Source organism: Desulfopila inferna, from assembly GCF_016919005.1.
Taxonomy (GTDB): domain Bacteria; phylum Desulfobacterota; class Desulfobulbia; order Desulfobulbales; family Desulfocapsaceae; genus Desulfopila_A; species Desulfopila_A inferna.
This window is the reverse complement of record NZ_JAFFQE010000003.1, coordinates 286921-308342: the sequence shown is the minus strand read 5'-3', so window position 1 is coordinate 308342 and position 21422 is coordinate 286921. Positions and strand designations below refer to the sequence as shown.

Below are 21422 nucleotides of genomic sequence, written 5' to 3'. Positions count from 1 at the left end.
CCCGTACGGGAGCGGCTCTTCAGGCGATTTATTCCACCGCCTCAATCAACTTGCTGCCAGCCTTGAATTTCACAATCTTCTTGGCGGGGATCTGGATGGTCTCTCCAGTTTGAGGATTACGACCATCCCGAGCTGCCCGTTCGCTTACCGAAAATGTGCCAAATCCGATAAGGGTTACCTTATCTCCCTTCCCGACTGCCTCTGCGATAGCATCCAGGATACTTTTCAGTGCTTTCTCGGCATCTGTTTTACTTAAACCGGAATTTTTTGCTACTTTTTCTATTAGCTCGCCTTTGTTCATAATTTCTCCTCAAGTTTTCTCCAGTGGATAGTAAAAAAAACGTTACCCTGATTGACTTAGCAAAGCATTTCATCTCTGGCAAGGTTATTTATCATCTTTAGCCTGAAGACATGTTTTAATGAAGGCTTCGGTTTCATGGGAAGGTCCGAGTAAGCAAAAGCAGTTATTTATAGTGATCTTTCCCGGTTTTGATTCATCATGATATAAGACCGCCAGCAATCTTAAGGAAAACGTGCATTGATAATGCCAGTCAGCAATGATACTATTGGCTGATTATTTTAGAAAAATTCAGCCAAAGATACTTGTCTTCCAGACAAGTCATCAAGAATATTCAGAAATATATTTGTTGCGTCATTCCGGTCCCGGATCGGAATTCGGGATGATGGATTCTGGACCAGAATGACGGTAAAAATGGGCTTTTGTGAAATATCCAAGGTCGGCAATATGAAACTGGCTGGGTTTCATTGGTTATCAGAAATTTTTTCAGGTACAGTGGATGAAAGAGAATGAGATCAGATCGAGTGAAGAGTTTTCACAAAAGCTAGCAGAAAAAGATCGTCTGTATCGGGAAAAATCCCGTTGGCTGGATAATCTTCACCATCTCCTTGACGATATGACGGCGGGTGTCGGCATTGCCGAAATCATCCCCGGTCCGGATGGTGAGACCCTCGATTTCCGCATCCTTGAAATAAACGAAACCCTTGGCCGTCTTCTCAATGTTCTCCCAAAGGAGGTCCCTGGCACAACCATCCTGCAATTACTGCCGAATGCAGAAAAGAGCTGGCTGCAAATATTTGGCGATGTTGTAATACATCGGAAACCAGCCCAATTCGAGAAGTACAGTTCCCATTTTGAGAAATGGTTCAAGGTGCAGGCTTCCTCACCTGATCCGGGCGTTTTGCATTTTCTCCTCATTGATATCACCGCCGCCAAGCAGGCGGAACAGGAACTTGCAAAAAACCGTCTGCTTCTCGATCAGGCGGACCAGCTCTCCCTTTCGGGTGCATGGGAATGGATAATTGGAACGAATCAATACACTTTCTCTCCTGGGTGGCTTTCTATCCACGGCTGCAGGAAGGCTCCGCACACACGGGATGAAATTATGGCATTGACTCATCCGGATGATCGCACAGCCATAATGGATGAGTTGGCGAATGCACGAAAAAATTTCGAAAATTACTTCATCGAGCACCGTATCATCCGCCAGGATAACGGCAAGGTCCACTATGTCCACGTGGATGGACAGTTGGACATAGGCCCTTCCGGGGAGATTAGCAGGATCTATGGAATAACCAGGGATATCACCGAACAAAAAATATCGGAAAAGGCAAATCAACGGCAAAATATGCTGATGAGCGGAATCAACAGCATTTTCGCCGCAGTGGTCAAGAGTGCCGACGATAAGGAATTTGGATCAACCTGTCTCTCGGTGGTGGAAAGGGTTACGAAAAGCCCTCTCTCCCTGCTCGGCGAAACCGGCTCTGATGGATATCTCAGGGATATCGCTACTTTCAATCCCACCTGGGAAAAATGCTCCCTGATTAACCAGCAGGATCCTAGAAATAAGCCGTGGCTACCTCATCTGGAAGGACTTTATGCGACTGTCTTTAAAGAAGGAATTGGTCTTCTAACCAATGATCCGGCTGCCCATCCCGACAGCAGGGGAGTGCCGCCCGGACATCCGGAGTTGAAGTGCTTCATGGCCGCACCATTGAAGCTCGGTGGAAATACAACCGGAATGATTTCGGTGGCCAACCGTGATGGAGGTTACACGGATGAAGACCTGGCCGCTCTTAAAACCCTTGCCCGCGTTATCAGCGAGTGCCTATCCCAGCGGCGTGCCCAGAAAGCCCTCATAGATCAGGAAATCCGCTACCGCAATCTTTTCATGAGTTCTCCCGACGCCATTTTCGTGAACCTGGAAGGTGAAATATCTCTGGTAAACGATGCCTGTATCAGAATGTTTGGGGCACGGACGGCCAAGGATCTACTCGGCAAATCCCCCTGCGACCTTTACCATCCCGACTATCATTTGTTGATAGGTGAGCGGATTATGAGAATATGGGAGCATCATGAATCACTCCCTCCCTATGAAGCAAAAATCATCCGCCTTGACGGCAGGCCGGTTGACGTGGAAGCCACCTCCGCCGGTTTTCTTTTTGGTGAATCAAGGGCCATACATGTAATATTGCGTGATATTACCAAGCGTAAACAGTCGGAGAAGGATCTGGAACGCTCCAACAAGGAACTCGAAGAATTTGCCTATGCCATCTCTCATGACCTTCAGGAGCCCATCCGCTCGATCATTGGCTTTCTCCAACTTTATATTGCAAAAAAGCAAACTGATAAGATTGACGATAAGGCTCTTATGTATCTCGACAGGGCGATAGCAGCCAGTCATCGTATGAAGAGCCTTATCGGCAACTTGCTGTCCCTCTCCCGGGTTTCCACCAATGGCTTCAAAGTTGCGCCGACGGAACTCAACCACGCAGTAGGCACTGTTCTTGAAAATCTCCATTCAACTCTCAAGGCGAGAAATGTGGCGGTAATCTGCCACGATCTGCCTGTCCTGACGGTCGATGCGAGTCTGATCCAGCGCCTTTTTCAGAACCTTATAGCGAATGCCATCAAATATAATACCAGTCATGCGCCTACGGTCAAAATCGGATGCCGCCCTTCCGCTGATGGTTATGAGTTTTTTGTAAAGGACAACGGCATAGGTATTGAGCAAAAATTTCAGGAACGGATTTTCAAACCTTTTCAGCGGCTGCATTCAGATCAGGAATACGAGGGTATGGGCATGGGACTGACCTTGTGCAAAAAAATCGTGCTACGCCACCACGGCAGGATCTGGGTGGACTCACAACCTGGAAAAGGCACAACCGTTTATTTCACATTATCCGCAAGTCTTGGAGGTCATGACTTTAGTTCGGGAGCAGCGCATTTGTAAATGGTCAGAAGAAGCTGCAGATACATAGACTATGGGGGGTAAGGCCGAAGATGAAGCTCACCCTCCTCCGCGGGTGCATCCACAGACAGCTCGAAACCTCACACTCTCAAAGTAGTTTTTCCTTCGGCTATATTACGGACCACTTATATACCTGCGATAATTATCCCCGGCAGCATCCTTCAGCGGAGAAGTAGCGCAGCGTAGTGCGCTATGGTGAGAACTGATTGCGATTTCCGCAGGCGGAAAAGAGACCGGAGAGTCGGGCACATCCCTTGAGGAAAAGATCGCAGCAGCAGCCTCTTCCGCGAGGATACGTGTTATATAGGCCCTAACTGCCTGGGCTTGATGGTTCCCTATCTCGATATTAACGTCAGCTTTACCGCTTAATCGACAATCAGGCGAATAACATGCAAGACAAACGATATGGCATTGCCAACACCATATCGTTTTTTGTGCCAAGCCGGCAGTGCCGTCTGTACTGTGGTCTACTGCCGGCTTATAGGTGATATTGGTAGTGACCGCATCGTAATTTAAGGGGAAGTCAATACCGTGAAGCGGTATTATTCTTGTCGTCGGACTTTGCCGGATGTCAGTGAGTGGAATCCTTTTGTCGCTCAGTCTTTCTTGCCGAATAATGGCAAGGCTTGCTGCATCGACAGCTTAGTGGATAATTCGTACAAACAGGGGTATAATGTGTTATGCTTTTTTTGCTTCAGGTCCTGTCTAGGAAAGTTCAGGCGCAAGATGTAGGCAGAGTACGTTTTCCCCGGGAGGCAGTCTCCGGCTTTTGGGGTTTTCGTGATGGTTTGTCACGTCGTGGGTTGCTGCAATCGAGGTTTGGCACGGCTGTTCGCAAAGAGAAGGGCGAAGCTTGCTTTCCCGCTATAATTCATTTCTCATCAAGGAATACACTACCATGGATCCTGTCGAACAATCACCTCGGTTCGGTGCCGGGAAGAGAGCCACCTCATTCTGGGGGGAGTTTAAGAACTTTGCTTTCAAGGGGAATGTGATCGACCTCGCCGTTGGCGTGGTCATCGGCATTGCCTTCGGCAAGATCATCGATTCCCTCGTCAATCACTTGATCATGCCGCTCATCGGTGTAATTTTTCCCGGAGAACAAGGCTACCTCAGCTGGAAATGGGTGATCAACGGCCAGGAGATTCCCTATGGTTTGCTGCTTGGAGAAATCATTAACTTCCTGATTGTGGCGCTGGCGCTGTTCATCTTCACTGTGAAGATTGTCGGCATGATGAGGAAGGAAGAGAAAAAGGAGGCCGCTGTTCCGCCGGCGCCAACCAGGGAGGAGGAATTGCTGACCGAGATCCGTGACCTGTTAAAGCACAAATCAGCCTGACCGGAATGCTGCCTCATATTTCAATCAGGGGAAGGCAGCACCTGTCCGGACTGCGAATACAGGACGGATATGTTCCCGAGAAACACATGGCGGCAAGGCGTTTCACGGCAGAAAGGTCTTGTGCATTTCTGATGGAGAAAGAGTGAATGAAAATATCGGAATGGTTGGATAGTAAGGAGGCAGAGAACATTGATGTCTCGCAGATTGAATTACCAGGGAATATGGCCTACATCGAAGATCCGGACGAAACTATCTTTTACAAAGAGGTGAAACCCTGCGGATTGTTCTGTACCAGGAATCACCCCTTTTCCACGGTCGAACGTTTCGGACACTGGTATTACTGTAGAGGCCAGGACAAAGAGGCAGGTATCCACTCCTCGGAGATGAAGTGGAAGCTGTTTACCAGGGATAGGGATCTTGCTCTGCGGACGGCTAAAGAGCACATCGAATAACGACTGATACCAGACCACCTACGTCTATTAACAGGAAGGTTATCCTCGAGAAAACCCTCGGCGAGGTGCTGCCTTTGTGCTTCCGATTGAGCCCGTGCAGCGACAGGCGCCGTTGCGAACGTGACCTGCGGAGCGATTGCCGACTATGTTATTCAATGCTCCACGGTCGACGCGAAAAACACGTGCGGCAGAGCGGCGGCTCGGCCTGTTTTACAAGCGTAAACAATTACATGAAGGAGTCGTAGCATGCCGTATGTCAATATCAGAGTGACCAATGAGGGCGTAACTGCCCAGCAAAAAGCGGAGCTTATCTCAGGCGTTACCGAATTGCTTCAGAAAGTGCTGCATAAAAATCCTGCCACCACCGTAGTGGTAATTGACGAGATAGAAACGGATAACTGGGGGATAGGCGGCGAGCAGGTAACCAATCTGCGGAAAAAGGGGAAGAGCTGATGTCAGAATATAGAGGAAAGCAAAAACAGCAGGTATTTGCTTCCGACAGCGATGATAATTTTTTTTAATATCTACACGAACACAGCAACAGATCATGATCGGGTTGTTCTCCGTCGGCAATCGATGAGTACAAAATTTTGCTACAGAAGCCTCCTTCCATACGTTTTTAAGTGATGCTTATTATAGCTGAGTAAAGTTGAATAACCTTTCAGCCCCACATTTTCACCCGCTCGAAAAAGTATGAGCATCTCGGATGCGTTGCACGCCAAATCCAAACAATGGCAAATTGCATAGCATTTTCATCTATTACTCAAATCCTACAACTTCAGTAAGCTGCGGCTATGCTGTATTTTTATGCATTCTCACCCTGCTTGACAGCTTAAAAAAATTCTTGACTTACTTGTTGTCTATTGTATACAAAGTGGAAATGAGTTTACTTGATTTGATTGAATTCAGGGCAAGGTGTTTTTTATAGGAATGCGCCGTAGCGGGTTAACGGGCAAAAAGAAGGGGCTCATTCAAAAACAAGAAGGAGATTTCCATGTTAAACAAGAAGATGAATTGGCTGGTAGGGATCGTTTGTGCATTAATGCTTACCGCAGCGTTACCATCGGATGGCTTAAGTGAGGATAAAAAAGTCTATACGCTAAAGTTTGCCTGGAATGATATTTGGGGGCCCAAGTTTCGTGCATCCCAAATATATAGACCAGGCGGAGAAATGCAAAGGATGCTTCACGAAAGGAGTGGCGGCCGCATCCAGCTGGAAATCATTCCGCGCATGTTTTCAACCGGTGACATGTTTGCCGCTGTAGCCAGAGGTAAGGCTGACGCGGGCGATATCGCCATGCCTTATCTTTCAGGAACATATCCCATTTGGAACTGGGGCGAGATTCCCGGTATCGTTAGCGAGGATCCAGTTGAGGGGCTAGCTGAGGAATTGGCTGTATATCAGGATCCCGAGGTTATGAAAATATATGACGAAACTCTCAAAAAATATAATCTCAAATTCTGGTTCGTAACCCAGTGGGATCCAGCGAACGGGATTTGGAGCAATAAAGATATTACGACTCTCGACCAGCTCCAGGGCATGAAAATTCGTGTAGGCGGGTATTTGCCGACCCAGGGCGTTAAAGCTCTAGGAGCTAGCCCTATTACTATCGCGGGGTCAGAACTGGCTCCTGCAATGATGGCCGGAACCATTGATGGAGTTCTGACAAGTCTTGGATATGGATACTCCATCGGTCTCGCCACGGTAGCTAAAAACTTCACGATTACACCGCTTTCTCCCACCTGGACAGCGGTTACCCTCTTGAACGAAAAGTCCTTCAATGCATTGCCGGCTGATCTTCAGGAAGTGGTTATGGAAGTAGGGCGCGAGCTGCAGCAGATGGTTTCTTTATCAACCACTGCGGAATATGTGATGAGCCTCGATACTGTGGATATGTCCGGCGTCAAAAGGACCAGGTTGAATAAGGCGGATCTGGCAAAGGCAGTAGAGGGCGCCGCAGTTGTTGAAAAAGAATGGCTCGAGGCAGATGGCCCCTGGAAAGAGGAACGCCCGAAACTTCTGAAAGCGGTTAAAAGCGCCGTCACCGAGTATAGAAATTTTACTGGTAAATGATTTCTCTGTCTTTTGAGTGGCTGCCGATAGCATTTTTGTCGGGAGCCATTCTGAACCGGGTTGGATAATTCATGCGAAAATTCATTGGAATAATAGAAAAAATTACTGATATATTGAGTGGATATATACCTGCTTTGCTGGTGTTCCTCCTCATGGTGATGGTCCTTATAGAAGTAATAACCCGGTATGTTTTTAATGCACCTATTTCAATTGCCGAAGAGCTGGGTGGATACATGCTAGTGGCCATTACTTTTCTAGGGCTCGGCTATACCTGGAAAGAACGCAGTCATGTGAGTGTTGAGTTATTCACCAATATCCTGCCGGAAAAGATGAGGAAATGGGTGCGATTTTTCACTTTGACGCTTGCTGTTATTTTTTGTTGGCCGCTGATTGCCGGCAGTTATGAATTGCTTCAGGATTCAATTTTCTTCGGAGCACGAAGCGGCACCTGGCTGAAGATACCGCTGGTCATCCCTCAGTCATTTCTCTTGATTGGTTCAGGACTTCTGTTGTTGCAGTTGATTGCAGAGGTCATCAAGGCAATACTCCCAATGAAACATTCCGCAGGAGAGAACAGCTAATGGATTACCAAATTCTGATAGCCTTTGCATTGGTGGGTTTACTTTTTTGTCTTTTGATCTCAGGGCTCGAAATTGGCTGGTCGGTTGGAATTACGGCGGTTGTCGGGCTAGTTTGGTATGTAGATCAACCCCTCGGCCAATTGGCAGAGACCTCCTTCGGAGCACTTAACTCCTTTACCTTGACTGCTCTGCCTTTGTTTATATTTATGGGTGGAATACTCGGGAATACCGGTATTAACGAGCGCCTTTTCGGTGCCATTGAAAAGTGGGTGGGGGGGTTACCGGGCGGCCTTGCATGCTCGGTCATTTGTGGAAATGCCGTGTTTGGCGCTATGTGCGGATCAACCATTGCCGCGACGGCTACCTTTGGAAAGGTGGCTTTTCCTGTCATGGAAAAGAAAAAATATTCTCCAAAACTGGCCTTGGGATCAATCGCCTCTGGAACGGTGCTGGCGCCATTGATCCCGCCGAGCATTCTTCTGATCCTTTACGGAGCCTGGCAGGGACTTTCTATTGTAGACCTGCTTGCTGCCGGTTTGATTCCGGGATTGACTCTAACTTTTCTTTTTATCATCGCCATTATCATTCAGGTGAAGCTGAATCCATCTCTTGCCCCTGCCACCGCTCAATATTCCTGGAGCGCCAAATTTCGGGCCTTGCTGGAGGTGTTTCCTTTTGCCGGAGTTATTTTCGGGGTATTGGGAGCCATATTCGGCGGCATCATGACCCCTACTGAGGCAGCTGCGCTGGGTGCATTTCTGAGCATTCTTCTTACGCTGGCTTATAGAAAATTGACATTTGCCATCGTGCAAAAAAGTCTTCTGGATACCGTCAAGATTACTGCGTTTTCACTTTTTATCATGGCCATGAGTTCTCTGATTTCTCATGTTTTCAATTCGGCGGGAATTATCCCCATGATAAAGGATTTTGTCATCGCACTCCCGGTTGGAAAGTATGGTATCTTGCTGCTTTTTTTCGTGATGTACCTAATTCTTGGTATGTTTTTCGACTCTTGGTCGATGCTTTTCCTCACCTTTCCATTCGTCATGCCTATTATTGTAGGTCTTGATATCAATCCCATATGGTGGGGAATAGTCTACGTAATGGCGGGTGAGCAGAGCACCATTACTCCACCTTTTGGACTAACCCTCTTCGTCTTGAAAGGAGTAGTGCCTCATCATTCCATGGGAACTATTGTCCGGGGATCGTTACCGTTTCTAATTCCAATTTATATCAATATATTGTTGCTGTTTATGTTTCCCCAACTCGCCTTGTGGCTTCCTAATTTTCTCAAGGGAGGCTGAGGCCGGGTAATTTCGGATTTATGGTCATTGTGTCGGAGCAGAAGGTCTTTTGACTAAGAACATTGTACCGACCGAAAAAAAAATCATAATTTGTCCAGGTTGAGCTGCTTTCAGCCAGCCTGTGAGCAAAGGAGTAGATACAATGAGTTTCAACACGAGAATGCGTTACTACAAAGATGATGAACTTCAACTCACGAAAGATCGAATTTATGAGCTTCTGGGAAAACGGGGGGCTCGCATCGATCACAAACTGATTCTCGATCTTTTCCATCAAGAGGGAGCTATAGTCGATTTTGATTCGAAAATCGTCAAATTTCCCAGAGCATTTCTTGAGGAACAGGTCGCCCGCGCACCAAAGGAATTTACTCTGGTCGGCAAAAAAGGCAAGCATCCGATGAAGTTCCCGCACCCGGAAGGACTGTTTTATACAAGAACCTGTACTGGTGGACAGAATTGGCTTGATCCCGAAACCAATGACTTTCACAGGGTCACGCAAGACAATTTAGCGTATTGGGCGCGCCTCGCCCAAAAATTAGAGCACATCGATTACATTCCATATCTTGTGGTCAATGATGTCCCCTCTGCGACAGCTGATATTCATTCGCTCAGGATTATGCTGGAGAATGTGGAAAAACATATTTGGATCCAACCCTACGTCGGTGAAAGTGTAGAATATCTCATCCAACTTCTTGTTGCGGCGGCTGGCAGCAAGGAGGCGTTAAAAGAAAACCCCTTAGCCAGTTTTGTTGCCTGTTCTTTAAGCCCCTTTGACTTTAAGTGGATGGATATGGAGATTATCTATCAGGCTGCAACCCATGGATGTCCCCTGCAGACATGCTCTCTCCCTGGTTCTGGGGCTACCGGCCCGTTCACTGCGCCCGGTACCGTCATGCTCTCAGCTGCGGAAAATCTTGTCATGCTTTCCGCGGCCCAAGTGGTTAATCCCGGGATTCCCGTGGTTGCCACTTCTCTGCAGTTTTCTGCCGACATGAGAACCGGAAGAAGCCTCCAATCAAGTGTTGAATCCCTTCGGCAGTCTGCATTGTTTGTTCAACTCATGTTCGATGGATTTGGTCTTCCCGGTCACACATATGGCAGCGGTTCAGACTCTCCGGACATAGATGGGCAGGGGATGGTGGAAAGGGCAATGCGGGCAGTTTTGATGGCCGGATATGGTGCCCAGGTGCTTGGCGGTGCAGGTCAATTGGAAACCGCATGCTCGGTAAGTCCGATTGCTCTCGCCGTCGATAATGAAATTTTTGGCATGACCAAGGCGGTTCTCGCAAAAATGGAGTTTGACGACGACCAAATGGCCTTCAAAGAGCTGATGGAAATCAAACCTGGTGGACAATTCCTGACCAGCACTCACACCTTCAAGCACTGCAGAGAGGTTGCAGTCCCCATTAACTTTACTCGCAGTCCACGAGACTCTTGGGCCATCGAAGGGAGCCGGGGACTTAATGAGCGGGTTCAAAAATACCTGCGCGAGATTATGGCGGATGCTGGGCCTATTGAATTAGCGGAAGGTGTTAAAAGGGAGATGGAAGGGATAACGGCACTGGCGGATGAACGATTATGCACTGGTGATTAACTGAGAAAGATATCCATGCCAAAATGTGTCCCCGAACAAGAACCAAATCTGTCTGATACCAAAATGCTGACAAAACACTGTTTCTTATTGAAGGAATAAAAACTGGTCGGACGACGATACATTGTTTTTTAGTTAACAAAATTTATAAGGAGTTCATATTATGTCGGATTTGCAAATTATAACGGAGACCCTCATTTCTGGTGATGGTGAGAAGTTACTGGAACTCGTTAAAAAAGCCATCGATGCTGGAATCCCAGTTAATGATATTCTTCAAAAAGGACTGATCGCCGGTATGGACATTGTTGGCGAGAAAATGGAAACGGGAGAGATGTTCATACCGGAGGTTCTCATGTCTGCACAGGCTATGGGAGCTTCAGTCGAAATCCTTAAGCCGCTGCTTTCGGAAGGAGAAGCATCATCTGCCGGTAAAGTAGTTATTGGAACTGTAAAGGGAGACCTTCATGATATCGGAAAAAATCTGGTGGTGATGATGCTCGAAAGTGCAGGATTTGAGATTATTGATCTGGGTGTTGATGTTGATCCGGAAAAATTCGTTGAGGCCATTAAAGAAAACAAACCCAATATTGTAGGACTTTCCGCCCTGCTGACCACCACTCTGCCGATGATGAAGAAAACGGTATCCTGTATAGAGGAAGCAGGGTTAAGAGATACAATGAAAATTTTAATAGGCGGTGCCCCGGTTAATCAGGCATTTGCTGATGAAATTAAAGTAGATGGATACGCCCCTGATGCCGGTGTAGCCTGCAAGATGGCAAAAGCCATGCATTCGTGATGAATTGTAAAAAATTAATACCTTAAAAGAGGAGAGCAATGTTTACTGTCATTGGGGAGCGAATCAACACTACCCTGAAAAGGGTTCAGGCTGCCGTAGCAGAAGGTGATGCCGAATATATTCAAAATGATGTGCGGCAGCAGACCGAGGCTGGGGCCACCTATATTGACATTAATGCAGGTGCTCGAATCGGGCATGAAGAAAAAGACATGAAATGGCTCCTGGAAATAGTCCAGGAGGTGACCGATCTGCCACTTTGTCTGGACAGCCCTGATCCTGATATATTGGAAATGGCGTATGGTCTTGTCAAAAACAAGCCGCTGATCAATTCTATAAGTCTTGAGAAAAATCGTTTTGAACCCATGATTCATTATCTCAAGGATAAACAATGCAGGATTGTTGCACTGTGTATGGATGATTCAGGAATGCCTAAGACAATAGAAGATATTATCTCAAGAGCATGCACTTTAGTTGCAGAACTTGAAAATATCGGTTTTAAACGCGATGATATTTTCATTGATCCACTCATTCAACCTCTAAGCGTAAATGTTCAGAATGGTATAACAGCAATGGAGGCAATTAAAGGAATTGTGAAAGAACTCAATGGTGTTCATACAACAGGAGGCCTATCCAACATTTCCTATGGACTCCCGGAACGCAGATTAATCAACCGATGCTTTCTTGCCATGATGATGGCCAACGGTTTTGATTCCGCGATTATGGATCCACTTGACGATAAGATCATGGCCCTGACCAAAACTGCAGATATGATTGCAGGTAATGATAATTTCTGCATGAATTTTATTAAGGGTGTTCGTGCCGGAAAAATCATTTCTTAGGACAGCATATTTCGCGGATATTGATCCGGTTGAAGATAAGATTTTTGACCGGATTGGGGTTCTCAATAGTGGGTTGTCTTGAAGTAGTCCGACCTCGACTGAATCAGGTTTCGGTTGTAACGCCCCTTAGTTTTTTATGTGCATTCATTGATATGTCTGCATCGAAATCCCAATTGACCATCTCTCTGAATTGTCTGTGATGTTTCTTAAATGTATCCTGTATATAGCCCAGAGGGAGATCATTATAATGTCCTCTCTCATTTAAGTACTCCATGTACTTATTACCTTCTAAATCAAAAGGTTGGAGTGTTGAATCTTGTACGCCATTGAATTCCAATGGTGAGACATTCGCTTTTTTGCACAGTTCTTTATTAAATGCCGGAGTAGCTTTTACCCATTGATCTCCAAGAAGGATTTCCGTATATCCATGCCATAGAAAAACATCCGTCCGCATATAATCCCGTAGGCGCGGTGTTGACAGATGATTCTTCACATCAGCAAATCCCAGTCTTGCTTGAAGCCCTTTCGCTCTGCAGCAGGCCGCGAGCAAAACCGCCTTTGATACGCACCATCCGTACCCTAACTGTAAAGATGTGCTTGCGCGTAAACCTTGAATTGACAAATCAATCCTGTATGGATCGTAACGAATGTCGTCACGAACGGCGTAATATAATGCGACAGCAGTCTCTCTTTCACTGGCGCCTGGAAAAGTGTGTCGCTCGATAAATTTGCCTATGAGAGGATGATGGAAATCCATCGAAGAGGTAGCTGCTAAGAGTTCTGTGTTGTGCATGACTGTTATACCCGATTAATAATCTGTCCCAGCTGAGCTGGATGACGACCTTTATAAGTTCTGTTTTTACAAAACAGGAAAACAGAATGAAAGGCTCTGAATTTAGGGTTTTACCCGGGAATTGTTTTTTTTTTGCTTTGCTACGCTTTAAAATTTATCAATGCATCAGCTTGTACCTGTTAATAGGTTTCACTCATGCTCACAACAGTCAACTCTTTGTTCCGTTATGTTTCAAGTTCAGACCTTTTCATAACCGTTTTGTCTGCTTCTTTATTCTTGACATAAGGGTTGTCTATTGTATACAATAATTTTCGATTATGCGAACGATTAAAGCATAAAGTTTGACATGGATGGTCTCATTCTTTGAAGATTCCAGGCTCAAATGTCTATGACAAAATTGAAAATAACAAAAAACATCAAAATTTAAGGTTTCCAATGAAATTAGGATTTGTTGGGCTGGGGGCAATGGGCAAACCCATGGCTAAACGGCTGATAGGTCTCGGCCACGATCTCTTTGTCTATGATGTGGTGAAAAAAGCTGTCGAAGAACTGGTAGAAGATGGAGCCGTGATGTGTTCATCGCCTTGTGAAGTGGCAAAAGCAACCCAGCTGACATTTTTGAGTTTGCCAAATTCGGCCATTGTGATTCGGGTGGTTTCAGGTATTGAGGGAGTATTGGTCGGCGCGACTGAGGGCCACACCATTATAGATTTAAGCAGTGTAGACCCAAATTCCACGAGAATGCTTGCCGCAGAGGCGAAGAAAAAGGGCATTGATTATATGGATGCGCCTGTTAGTGGTGGAGTTTCAGGGGCTGAAGCCGGTAGTCTGACTATTATGTTGGGTGCCCCGGCGACATCTGTTGAGAAGGTTCTGCCCATCTTGAGGCTTTTGGGAAAAAAGATTGTCCACGTGGGGGATGTCGGAGCTGGTGATGCCGTAAAAATTGTCAACAACTTGCTTCTTGGAGCGAATATGGCAGCACTGGCGGAAGCTCTGGTGCTAGGCAGAATAATGGGACTTGAGGCTGAAAAGATGGAAGAGATTATCGGTCAGGGTTCAGGCAAAAGCTATGTGCTCGATGCCAAGATGCGAAACTTTATCATGAAGGGCAATTTCCAACCAGGATTTGCGGTGAATCTGCAATATAAGGATCTTGGGCTTGCATTGGATGCGGCCAGTGATTCAAAAATGCCATTGCCCATGACCAGCCAGGCGGTACAGCTTTTTGAAATGGCACGGGCACGGGGGTACGGTGATGAGGATATGTCCTCGGTCATAAAAATATGGGAGGAGCTGATGGATATCGAGGTAAGAGAAGAGAAAGTTGAGGCGGAGAAGTGAAGCATATTAAGGACCGTATAAAGAAGAATGGTTTCGAGATAGGTGCTCTGACTTTAGGGGACTGTATCCAGATTGCCGCAGAGGCGGAAAAGCGGGTCAGCGATGTTGTTATATTCGAGGCAATGCAGCAGACAGGTTTATCGTTCGAGGAAGTCCTTGACACGGTGATGGAAAGCTTTTCTCATAATCTCAAAGCACTTTCGGCCGGATTGACCCGTGAATCAAGCTTTCTGTTTGGTTCTGTAGCCAATGAAATGGCAGATGAGGGCGCACCTCGAGTGATCGAAGACCAACTGCTTAACAAAATGATTATGTATACTCTTGCTGCTCAGGTCGGCAATCATAGTGTAGGCTTACAGCCTTGCGCGGGTACCGGAGATTCCTGCCCCTACGCCGGATTTGTGAGAGCCGTAAGTGAGGATTACCCGATAATGGAGGTGGCCAGAGCTGCAGCAGTTCTTCTTAAGATCGGCACAATCTTCAGAGTAGGAAAAACCTCTACCGGCTGTAATATGGAAGGGTTTGGGGCCGGATCTGCTGCGACGGCGGCAGCATTTGTCGAGATTGCAGGGGGAACTCCGGAAGCGCTGGGAAGGGCAGTTGTTCTCGCCATATCTCCCACGATTGGCACTCCCTGTACTCCACGGGTGATGGTTCCTGGTTTGTGTGCGACCCACATCGGCGGCGCCATCATGAATGGAAAGCTCGCAAGTCACCTTGCCATGCATACAACAATTCCCATAAACGTCCCCGTGGATGTGATGATTGCTCTGGCTGCAGCAGTACATCCCGTTTCCGCCAAAAGTATCGTTCCTGAAGTAATCCGCTATATGGAGCCGTATTTCAGGACCAACGAAGCTGTTGAGGCCTATGTGGATGCAGATACAAAGATGGCAGATAAAACTCGAAAAGCTAAGATTTATGACAAGGCTTTGCAAGAGGTTCGTGATATGGCTCGACATGCCAACCAGATTATCAAACCATTTGGAACTGCGGTTGTCGGTGGATCAAGTCAGGCGGTAGGATCTCCTACCAATACTGGTCGGCTCGCCCACTTTCTGGCAAAAGGCAAGATATGTAAAGTGATTATTGATCTTTATCCGGAACTTTTTGCCAGAAGGGGTATCAATATTCCTGGCATTCTCATGGGTGCCGTTTATGGAGCATCCAGCGCTGACGGCAAGATGTACAAGGAAGTAATGGAAAGAGTCAAGGCTGATGGTATCGAAGTGGTAATCAACGAGGTGGATGAGTATCAGCTCCAGAGAATTACCATTGAAACAACCGAGGGAAAAAGCGTCGTCGATGCCAGAAACCGCGGCGGCGGTCGATTGGCTTTGGTCAATGCCGAGCCCGATATTGAGCTTTGCAGAATACTGGCGGAATCTCTTCAGATAGAAATTGTGCAGTGAGTCGAACTGGTAATAGGAGAAGGAAATGCAGGAGAAAACGATAAGAATTCTTGTTGAGGATGAAAAACAGGTCAAGGCCTACGAAGAGACCTTCGGAGTAACAATGCCGAAGGTGGCGGCTGATGGTACCGTCGTCGGCCTTCCTGAACCATTTCCACGGGAAATCAATGGCGTTGTTCGGGATGGCTATAGAATTTACAGGTTGGCGCAAAAGGCAGAGCAAACCGGAATTCCGATACTTAACCCCATCCTTGGCAGAAACAGTGGAGCGGAAACCTACAAGGAATCGCTTGAGATATACAAGATGGCCGATCAGCTTGGAATCAGTATCTTCCATTTTGTCCATGCGGAGGCAACCCGTCATATTGACCCTCTGGATGGGCGCGAGCTTATTGAGCAGTCCAGAGGAAAGGGTGGAATCACGCCAAGTGGTGAGCGGGAAATGGTCCAGCTCGGCGGAGGCGAAAAGCATCCCATGCGGGTCAATGCTACAGGTGATACCCCGCACCTGACCATCATCAATTCCTTTATCGCCGGATTTGACGGAACCGATATAGGTCCGGTCATCCACGTTCATTTTGGCGGCAGGGGGATACATGATTACAAAACCAAGGTGATAAATGGCTACAAAGCTCTTGAGGTCTGTGCCGACAACAACATCTTCGTGCAGACCGACTCACACAAACACCTGAACAATCTGGATGGTACCGATGGCATGGCCCTGGCCATGTGCCTTCTTGCCGAAGGTCTTGCTGTGAAAGCCGGCTTGCCCCGGGAGCTCAGTGCCCTGCAGATGAACGTAGCCGGTATAAATCTTCTTGCCGATCTGGCCGCCATGCGAGCATTTAAGGAAACCATGTGGAGTGCCTCGCTGGTGGTGGTGCCGGAGACCTTTCAGAACCCTCCCGGAGATCTTATTGCCGAAGCTGCCCATTTCGCTAGAATGGCCGTGAGCGCAAAATTAGGCGGTGCTCACTTTTTCAGACCTAAGGCAGCTGAATCCGTAGGTATTCCCACCGGTGCTTCTATGGCCAAAGCTATGTGGGCTGCCCAAAATGTTTTTGAAAACACGTATAAAGTTGAAATCACCGATCCGTATATCGAAGAGCGTAAACAGGAGATCCTCTCAGAGGCCATGGGTGTTCTCGCTAAGGCTCTCAAGCTTGAGGGTGAACTTGATCCCGCTGATGTTACCGCTGCATTCTGGCAGCAATTTGACAAGGACGTCTTGATTGATCTCATTGTCAATGCCGGTAAGTCAGGGATTCTTGATGCACCAAAGGCTGGAGGATGGGACTTGAAACGTCATGTAAAGACGCACCGGGATGGCGACGGCATTCGAAGATACCTGCCGGGTTTTTCTCCGCTGGGGGTTGATCAGAAGCATTTTGCCTTTACCAGGGAGCCTGTCAAGGCAGTCAAGGTTCCACAAATCAGCCGTAAACAGAAGGTCGTGTTGGCAACCATAGGTGCAGACGCCCATGTATCAGGTGTTAATCTTATCAAAGATTCATTGGAAGATGCCGGATTTGAAGTTGTCTTTCTGCGGGGTATGAACCTGCCGGAAACTGTTGCCGAGGTTGTGGCGGAAACGGACGCGGATATTCTAGGAATGAGTAACCTTCTTGGTCTGGGCATTGATCTTTTTCCCCGGGTCAGTCGCCGGCTTATCGAGCTTGAGCTAAGAGATAAAGTCCTTGTCGTTGCCGGTGGAAGAATAGCAGAAAAAGAAGAGGAGCACTTTCAGTTCGAGGAGAAGATTCGTATTGAGGGACCGGAATTTCTGGGTGTAGATGGTTTTTTTGGACCTGGCACAAAGCCTGACGATTTCATCGAGTGGTTGGACAACAAGATAGCAGAAAAAGAATCTAACTCAACAAAGCTGGAGAAGAACCTTTAGAAAGTCCGTTTCTTGCAAAAAAAAACAAGAAAACAGATTGTGAGGTACTAACCCTGAAAAACGAGGAGCGGAATACATGATGGCTGAAATGAAACGAATCCCTTGTGTAATTATGAGAGGTGGCACGAGTAAAGGCATTTTTATCAAATCGAATCATCTGCCCCAGGATAAAAAACTTCGGGATGAAATGATACTGTCGATATTCGGAAGTCCTGATATCCGGCAGATAGATGGCTTAGGCGGTGCAGATCCTCTGACGAGTAAGCTTGCCATAATCGCTCCATCCAGTCATCCACAGGCGGATGTCGATTATACTTTCGCCCAGGTAGGCATAAGTCAGCCGGTGGTGGATTATTCAGGGAACTGCGGCAATATTTCCTCAGGGGTCGGACCTTATGCTATCGATGAAGGTTTTGTCAAAGCGATTGAACCGTTTACCAAGGTAAGAATTCATAACACCAACACGGGTAAGATTCTGGAAGCTGAGGTGGAAGTAGAAGGTGGACGGGCTAAGGTGACGGGCGAGTGCAGAATAGCCGGCGTACCCGGCACCGGCTCAAAGATCATGTTGAATTTCGCAGGTACTGCAGGTTCGGTAACAGGAAAACTTCTTCCCACTGGAAATGTTGTAGACACCATCAGCACCTCCTCCGGTTCCATTGAGGTTTCTATCGTTGATTGTGCAAATCCAATGGTATTTGTGAGAGCCGAAGATATGGGGATTAAAGGGATTGAGTCTCCGGATGAGATAAACAGCAATTCTGAGCTCCTCAAACGACTGGAAGAAGTACGATCCACAGTTGCGGTACTTATAGGTATGGCGGAAACTCCACAGGAGGCAACCGAGAAAAGTCCGGCCTTTCCTATGATTGCAATGGTATCCAAGCCTGCAGATTATGCAGATTTTACCAGCGGCAAGATGATTGCGAGCTCCGATATTTCCCTGGTTTCACGCCTCATGTTTATGCAGGTTCTGCATAAGACTTATGCCGGCACGGGAACCGTTTGCACTGGGGCCGCCGCCAAGATCCCCGGCACCATAGTCCATGAAATGATTACTGAACCTGAATCCGTTGAGACGGTTCGCATAGGCCATCCGGCCGGTGTCATTGTACTTGAGGCAAGGGTGAAGGATGGCTGTATAGAGCGAGCCGCCTTTGCCAGAACCGCCCGCAGAATAATGGAAGGCTACGTCTGGATACGCTAAAGAAAAGAGAAAGGATAGTTCCTATGGAAGCGAATCTTGTGGTATATGACGTCGGCAGTACGTACACCAAGGTCACCGCATTTTCTATGATTGAGTCCCATCTGTCACTGCTGGCCCGGGATCAGGTTCCCACCACAGTGACAGATATTCAATCCGGCATAGCTAATGCCAATGAGGCTATAGCAAAACGAGGAATTCGTTTGACGGAGGAGAGTAGATTTTTCTCAACCAGCAGTGCAGCAGGAGGACTTCGCATGGTGGCAATGGGCTACATGCCCAGAGTCACGGCAAAAGCTGCTAAAGAAGTTTCCATGAACGCCGGAGCCAGAGTTCTTGAGATTGTTACTCATGAGGATCCACCAGAGTACCGAATTGAAATTCTGCGGGAAATTCAGCCGGACATCATCCTTCTTGCGGGGGGCACGGACGGCGGGGATTACTCCAATATTATTGAAAATGCCCGTCACATCGTCGCCTCCAAGGTAAAGGCGGTGGTCATTATTGCCGGCAATATATCGGCTCAAATGGAAGTCCAGGAAATTCTCAGCAAAGCCGGAGTGCTCTCAAAGCGTGTAGCCAATGTAATGCCCACAATTCATGAACTGAAGGTAGACAGAGCCAGAGAGGCCATCCATGAAGAATTCATCAAGCAGATTTCCCTTGCAAAAGGCCTCAACAAGCTCGTCGATATTGTTTCCGACAATGTCATTATTCCAACTCCCGGCGCAATCCTTATGGCGGCTGAACTCCTTGCCTGTGGGACCTTTGCTGAGGATGGAGTCGGAGATATAATTGTTATTGATATTGGCGGCGCCACAACGGATATCCATTCCATCATTCCCGGTCTTGAAAAACTCTCGATTGAAGAAAGAGGGCTTGTGATTACCAATGAGAAACAAGCTGCCTACAGGACAGTCGAGGGCAATCTGGGAATGCGTATCAGTGCCACTGGAATTCTAGAAACAGTTGGTCCTGCAGGCGTTCTAGCGAAAATAGGAAAATCAGGAGATGAGTTTTCATCCAGACTCAAGGATTACACTGTTTTTCTCGAAGAGAATCCAGAGCATATTGCTGCAACGGAAATCGAGCATCAATTCGACAGGGCGCTAGCCATTTCCGCTATTGAAATTGCATTAAAGCGGCACGCCGGATATATCGCTCAGGAGTACAACCCGGTCATGGGTATTGCACCTGGAACCCCCATAGGAAGAGACCTGCGGGGAATTACTAAGGTAATCGCCGTCGGCGGACTATTTGCGCATACCGCCTCTCCTGAAAGGGAGACCATTATTAAAGAAGCCATGAAGAACCGAGGGGTATCTCTTTTGCCGGAATCGTACTCGGTCTATTTTGACGACAAGTACCTGATGTATGTCATTGGCGCGTTATCCCGAAAATATCCTGATAAAGCATTACAGTTTGCGAAGCAATATTTAATGATATCATAAAAATACCAATGGATGATCAGAATTACTTTGTTCATCCGGGAAATTGCAACTGAAGCTTTTAACTGGATGAAGAGGCTAAATTTTAAAGAGGTTGGTAAAAACATTCAATGAGACCCCCCCTTGACAGTTAAATTGTATACAAAGTACATTATGTGTTGTATGCGATGTACAGGAAAAGTGGGAATGATTGCTAAGTTATGAAGAGAATTATTTCCTGAAATTAATCCAAAAAAACAAAAGGGGGAGATTCATTGGAGATAAATGGGAACAGTATGTCATTGGGACAGGTAGAACGAAAGAAAAGTCTGGGAATGGAAGTGTCGTCTCTTGCCGATCTGGTAACGACACAGATTCGAGAATTGATTATAACCGGGGCCTTCCACCAAGGCCAGCAACTCAAAGAAGATGAACTCTGTAAATTATTTGCCATCAGCAGACCCCCTATCAGGGAAGCATTTAAGACCCTTGAGGCCAACGGGCTCGTGATGCGTAAACCTCGTCGCGGAGTGTATGTGTCTGAGTTTACTCCAAAAGATGTAGAGGAAGTTTATACTATTGTAGCCATGCTCTATCAGAAGGCATCGGAATTGGCTATGGAAGTCATGACTGAAGAATCAATACGTGAAATGGCAACTCATGTTGAGCTGATGGAAAAATATGCCCAAGCAAATCCTCCGAACTTGAGGGATTACCAGGCAGCACACCGTGCCTTCCACGAGACAATCATGAGCCTCTCCGGAAATCGTCGTATGATGGAGCTGGAAAAGCAGCTTCGTTATCAAATCTCAATCATGAGTTATAAGTCGTTTCAGGAGCCGGAGCATCTCACATCTTCTCTTAATTACCACCGCAATATTCTTAATGCAATCAGGCAAGGAAATAAGAAGGAAACGCTGGCTCTTATGGAAGAACATGTACTCAAGGCCTTGGTTTTTTTGGTCAAAAAAATTTCTAGCAGGAATCATGCTGCCAATACAATGTCATCATAAGACTGACAGGATCACAGGAGATTGAGTTCAGGAAGCTTGAGAATCGATCACCAAAGATTGTCCTAATGGAAGAGGGAGGAGTGTTAT

General features: G+C 46.9%; 18 protein-coding genes. 16 read left to right on the top strand and 2 right to left on the bottom strand.

Annotation, left to right across the window (positions count from 1 at the left end; translation table 11 throughout):
- Positions 1-28 precede the first annotated feature (28 nt).
- On the bottom strand, positions 29-301 hold the full coding sequence (locus JWG88_RS09610; protein WP_205233514.1) for an HU family DNA-binding protein: 273 nt from the start codon (positions 299-301) through the stop codon (positions 29-31).
- A 496-nt stretch (positions 302-797) separates the two neighbouring features.
- On the opposite strand from JWG88_RS09610, the gene JWG88_RS09605 reads away from it, so the two are divergent.
- The 10 genes from JWG88_RS09605 to JWG88_RS09560 all read left to right on the top strand — a co-directional run bounded on the left by JWG88_RS09605 (position 798) and on the right by JWG88_RS09560 (position 12242).
- Complete coding sequence (locus JWG88_RS09605) at positions 798-3251, top strand: ATP-binding protein (protein ID WP_205233513.1); 2454 nt, start codon at positions 798-800, stop codon at positions 3249-3251.
- Between the two features lie 916 nt (positions 3252-4167).
- Positions 4168-4608 (top strand): large conductance mechanosensitive channel protein MscL, encoded by a 441-nt coding sequence (gene mscL / locus JWG88_RS09600; RefSeq protein WP_205233512.1) that lies wholly within the window; start codon positions 4168-4170, stop codon positions 4606-4608.
- 146 nt (positions 4609-4754) lie between these two features.
- Entirely contained in the window at positions 4755-5060 is a 306-nt protein-coding gene (locus tag JWG88_RS09595; protein ID WP_205233511.1) for a hypothetical protein, read from the top strand.
- A gap of 246 nt (positions 5061-5306) precedes the next feature.
- Positions 5307-5513, top strand: a complete 207-nt coding sequence (locus tag JWG88_RS09590; RefSeq protein WP_205233510.1) for a tautomerase family protein — start codon at positions 5307-5309, stop codon at positions 5511-5513.
- Positions 5514-6240: 727 nt separating this feature from the next.
- Positions 6241-7134: a TRAP transporter substrate-binding protein gene (locus JWG88_RS09585; RefSeq protein ID WP_205233509.1), complete on the top strand. Its 894-nt coding sequence runs from the start codon at positions 6241-6243 to the stop codon at positions 7132-7134.
- Positions 7135-7205: 71 nt separating this feature from the next.
- Complete coding sequence (locus tag JWG88_RS09580) at positions 7206-7715, top strand: TRAP transporter small permease (RefSeq protein WP_205233508.1); 510 nt, start codon at positions 7206-7208, stop codon at positions 7713-7715.
- Positions 7715-9019: a TRAP transporter large permease gene (locus JWG88_RS09575; protein ID WP_205233507.1), complete on the top strand. Its 1305-nt coding sequence runs from the start codon at positions 7715-7717 to the stop codon at positions 9017-9019. Before JWG88_RS09580 ends, JWG88_RS09575 begins: the two co-directional genes overlap by 1 nt.
- Before the next feature lie 142 nt (positions 9020-9161).
- Entirely contained in the window at positions 9162-10610 is a 1449-nt protein-coding gene (locus JWG88_RS09570; RefSeq protein WP_205233506.1) for a trimethylamine methyltransferase family protein, read from the top strand.
- A gap of 160 nt (positions 10611-10770) precedes the next feature.
- The gene (locus JWG88_RS09565) at positions 10771-11403 is read left to right on the top strand and encodes a cobalamin B12-binding domain-containing protein (RefSeq protein WP_205233505.1); all 633 of its coding nucleotides are present in this window, start codon (positions 10771-10773) and stop codon (positions 11401-11403) included.
- 38 nt (positions 11404-11441) lie between these two features.
- Positions 11442-12242: a dihydropteroate synthase gene (locus JWG88_RS09560; RefSeq protein ID WP_205233504.1), complete on the top strand. Its 801-nt coding sequence runs from the start codon at positions 11442-11444 to the stop codon at positions 12240-12242.
- Positions 12243-12345: 103 nt separating this feature from the next.
- On the opposite strand, the gene JWG88_RS09555 is transcribed toward JWG88_RS09560, so the two are convergent.
- Positions 12346-13035, bottom strand: a complete 690-nt coding sequence (locus tag JWG88_RS09555; RefSeq protein WP_205233503.1) for a transglutaminase-like domain-containing protein — start codon at positions 13033-13035, stop codon at positions 12346-12348.
- Positions 13036-13470: 435 nt separating this feature from the next.
- Between JWG88_RS09555 and JWG88_RS09550 the strand changes: the two genes are divergently transcribed.
- The 6 genes from JWG88_RS09550 (at position 13471) to JWG88_RS09525 (ending at position 21335) form a co-directional block, all read left to right on the top strand.
- On the top strand, positions 13471-14379 hold the full coding sequence (locus tag JWG88_RS09550) for an NAD(P)-dependent oxidoreductase (RefSeq protein WP_205233502.1): 909 nt from the start codon (positions 13471-13473) through the stop codon (positions 14377-14379).
- Positions 14376-15791, top strand: a complete 1416-nt coding sequence (locus JWG88_RS09545) for a hypothetical protein (RefSeq protein ID WP_205233501.1) — start codon at positions 14376-14378, stop codon at positions 15789-15791. The genes JWG88_RS09550 and JWG88_RS09545 overlap by 4 nt, the downstream gene beginning before the upstream one ends.
- A 25-nt stretch (positions 15792-15816) precedes the next feature.
- Positions 15817-17691 (top strand): cobalamin-dependent protein, encoded by a 1875-nt coding sequence (locus JWG88_RS09540; protein ID WP_205233500.1) that lies wholly within the window; start codon positions 15817-15819, stop codon positions 17689-17691.
- Between the two features lie 79 nt (positions 17692-17770).
- The gene (locus tag JWG88_RS09535; RefSeq protein WP_353740672.1) at positions 17771-18898 is read left to right on the top strand and encodes a 2-methylaconitate cis-trans isomerase PrpF family protein; all 1128 of its coding nucleotides are present in this window, start codon (positions 17771-17773) and stop codon (positions 18896-18898) included.
- A 23-nt stretch (positions 18899-18921) separates the two neighbouring features.
- Positions 18922-20346 carry a glutamate mutase L gene (locus tag JWG88_RS09530; protein ID WP_205233498.1) on the top strand — a complete coding sequence of 475 codons (1425 nt, stop codon included), beginning with the start codon at positions 18922-18924 and terminating at the stop codon, positions 20344-20346.
- A 272-nt stretch (positions 20347-20618) separates the two neighbouring features.
- Positions 20619-21335, top strand: coding sequence for a GntR family transcriptional regulator (locus tag JWG88_RS09525; protein WP_205233497.1), 717 nt, complete (start codon positions 20619-20621; stop codon positions 21333-21335).
- The last annotated feature ends 87 nt before the right edge of the window (positions 21336-21422 follow it).